Origin of the sequence: Delftia tsuruhatensis (assembly GCF_903815225.1) — a bacterium.
GTDB classification, from domain to species: domain Bacteria; phylum Pseudomonadota; class Gammaproteobacteria; order Burkholderiales; family Burkholderiaceae_C; genus Comamonas; species Comamonas tsuruhatensis_A.
On the sequence record NZ_LR813084.1, the window covers coordinates 6,047,501 to 6,050,000 of the forward strand.

Consider the following 2,500-nt stretch of genomic DNA (forward strand, 5'->3'; position numbering starts at 1 on the left):
ACCTTGATGATCACTTCGTCATCAAAGTTATAGGGTCAAGCCTCACGAGCAATTAGTACTGGTTAGCTTAACGCATTACTGCGCTTCCACACCCAGCCTATCAACGTCCTGGTCTCGAACGACTCTTCAGGGGGCTCAAGGCCCCGGCAGATCTCATCTTGAAACGAGTTTCCCGCTTAGATGCTTTCAGCGGTTATCTCTTCCACACTTAGCTACTCGGCAATGCCACTGGCGTGACAACCGATACACCAGAGGTGTGTCCACTCCGGTCCTCTCGTACTAGGAGCAGGCTTCCTCAAATCTGCAGCGCCCACGGAAGATAGGGACCAAACTGTCTCACGACGTTTTAAACCCAGCTCACGTACCTCTTTAAATGGCGAACAGCCATACCCTTGGGACCGACTACAGCCCCAGGATGAGATGAGCCGACATCGAGGTGCCAAACACCGCCGTCGATATGAACTCTTGGGCGGTATCAGCCTGTTATCCCCAGAGTACCTTTTATCCGTTGAGCGATGGCCCTTCCATACAGAACCACCGGATCACTATGTCCTGCTTTCGCATCTGCTCGACTTGTCAGTCTCGCAGTTAAGCACGCTTATGCCATTGCACTATCGTCACGATGTCCGACCGTAACTAGCGTACCTTCGAACTCCTCCGTTACGCTTTGGGAGGAGACCGCCCCAGTCAAACTGCCTACCATGCACTGTCCCCGATCCCGATAAGGGACCTGGGTTAGAACCTCAAACGCACCAGGGTGGTATTTCAACGTCGGCTCCATGAGAACTAGCGTCCTCACTTCAAAGCCTCCCACCTATCCTACACAGATCCGTTCAAAATCCAATACAAAGCTACAGTAAAGGTTCATGGGGTCTTTCCGTCTTTCCGCGGGGAGATTGCATCATCACAAACATTTCAACTTCGCTGAGTCTCTGGAGGAGACAGTGTGGCCATCGTTACGCCATTCGTGCAGGTCGGAACTTACCCGACAAGGAATTTCGCTACCTTAGGACCGTTATAGTTACGGCCGCCGTTTACTGGGACTTCAATCAAGAGCTTGCACCCCATCATTTAATCTTCCAGCACCGGGCAGGCGTCACACCCTATACGTCCACTTTCGTGTTTGCAGAGTGCTGTGTTTTTATTAAACAGTCGCAGCCACCGATTTTTTGCAACCGCTTTGGGCTCCCTTTGTACAAGTTCACCTACTTGCGGCATACCTTCTCCCGAAGTTACGGTATCAATTTGCCGAGTTCCTTCTCCAGAGTTCTCTCAAGCGCCTTAGAATACTCATCTCGCGCACCAGTGTCGGTTTGCGGTACGGTCGTGTGTAGCTGAAGCTTAGTGGCTTTTCCTGGAAGCAGGGTATCACTCACTTCGTCTGCAAGCAGACTCGTTATCACCCCTCATCTAAGCCCGGCGGATTTGCCTACCAGGCACGACTACAGGCTTGAACCAACATATCCAACAGTTGGCTGAGCTAACCTTCTCCGTCCCCACATCGCACTACACATCGGTACAGGAATATTGACCTGTTTCCCATCAGCTACGCATCTCTGCCTCGCCTTAGGGGCCGACTCACCCTACGCCGATGAACGTTGCGTAGGAAACCTTGCGCTTACGGCGAGGGGGCTTTTCACCCCCTTTAACGCTACTCATGTCAGCATTCGCACTTCTGATACCTCCAGCACCCGTTACCAGGCACCTTCACAGGCTTACAGAACGCTCTCCTACCACTTGCAATAAATTGCAAATCCGCAGCTTCGGTAACTGGCTTAGCCCCGTTACATCTTCCGCGCAGGACGACTCGATCAGTGAGCTATTACGCTTTCTTTAAATGATGGCTGCTTCTAAGCCAACATCCTGACTGTTTTAGCCTTCCCACTTCGTTTCCCACTTAGCCAATTTTAGGGACCTTAGCTGGCGGTCTGGGTTGTTTCCCTCTTGAGTCCGGACGTTAGCACCCGGTGCTCTGTCTCCCAAGCTGTACTCTGCGGTATTCGGAGTTTGCATAGGTTTGGTAAGTCGCCATGACCCCCTAGCCTAAACAGTGCTCTACCCCCGCAGGTAATACTTGAGGCACTACCTAAATAGTTTTCGGAGAGAACCAGCTATTTCCAAGTTTGTTTAGCCTTTCACCCCTATCCACAGCTCATCCGCTAGTTTTGCAACACTAGTCGGTTCGGACCTCCAGTACCTGTTACGGCACCTTCATCCTGGCCATGGATAGATCACTTGGTTTCGGGTCTACACCCAGCGACTGGACGCCCTGTTCGGACTCGATTTCTCTACGGCTCCCCTATTCGGTTAACCTTGCCACTGAATGTAAGTCGCTGACCCATTATACAAAAGGTACGCAGTCACCCTTGCGGGCTCCTACTTTTTGTAAGCATGCGGTTTCAGGATCTATTTCACTCCCCTCCCGGGGTTCTTTTCGCCTTTCCCTCACGGTACTGGTTCACTATCGGTCGATGATGAGTATTTAGCCTTGGAGGATGGT

The 2,500-nt window shown here is 51.7% G+C and carries 1 rRNA gene (only partly in view); it reads right to left on the reverse strand.

What is annotated here, in order from left to right:
• Nucleotides 1-31 precede the first annotated feature (31 nt).
• Nucleotides 32-2,500: ribosomal RNA gene (locus L1Z78_RS27590) — 23S ribosomal RNA — on the reverse strand; it runs 407 nt beyond the window's last position.